Annotated in this window: 1 pseudogene; it reads right to left on the reverse strand. The window is 44.6% G+C overall.

Annotated elements, in window-relative coordinates:
• Positions 1-249 (reverse strand): annotated as a pseudogene (locus QTN94_RS20560) (S-type pyocin domain-containing protein); the annotation flags it as partial.
• Between the last annotated feature and the right edge of the window lie 139 nt (positions 250-388).

Genomic DNA, 388 nt, shown 5'->3' on the forward strand with positions numbered 1-388 from the left:
CTCTTCAATTGGGTGAACCAAGATATTGTGAACATCCACTTGGTCATTCTCGGGGAGGACGGTATCAGGTGTGAGTACATCCGTTGAGCCGTCAGGTGTCCAGGTAATGGTGATATCATTATCCAACTCAGCAATAAAGTGTTGCCCTTGCTGCACTGCCTTACGCTTCGCTACACGATCACCGTATGCACTTCCTTCCCCCGTTTTTATACCAACGACTTGTTGCTTGCCACTTTCATCGGTGTACAGCTTCAGTGAATGATTAACCTATAGTCTCCAGCCATTCCACCAATAGGGAAAAGCATGATGCGATAACAAAGATCCAGCTGCCAATACAATTAACCCACATAAACAGTCTGAATTTTTTAGATTTAGTGGTCACTCTATG

This window comes from Vibrio sp. M250220 (assembly GCF_036533795.1).
Lineage (GTDB): Bacteria > Pseudomonadota > Gammaproteobacteria > Enterobacterales > Vibrionaceae > Vibrio.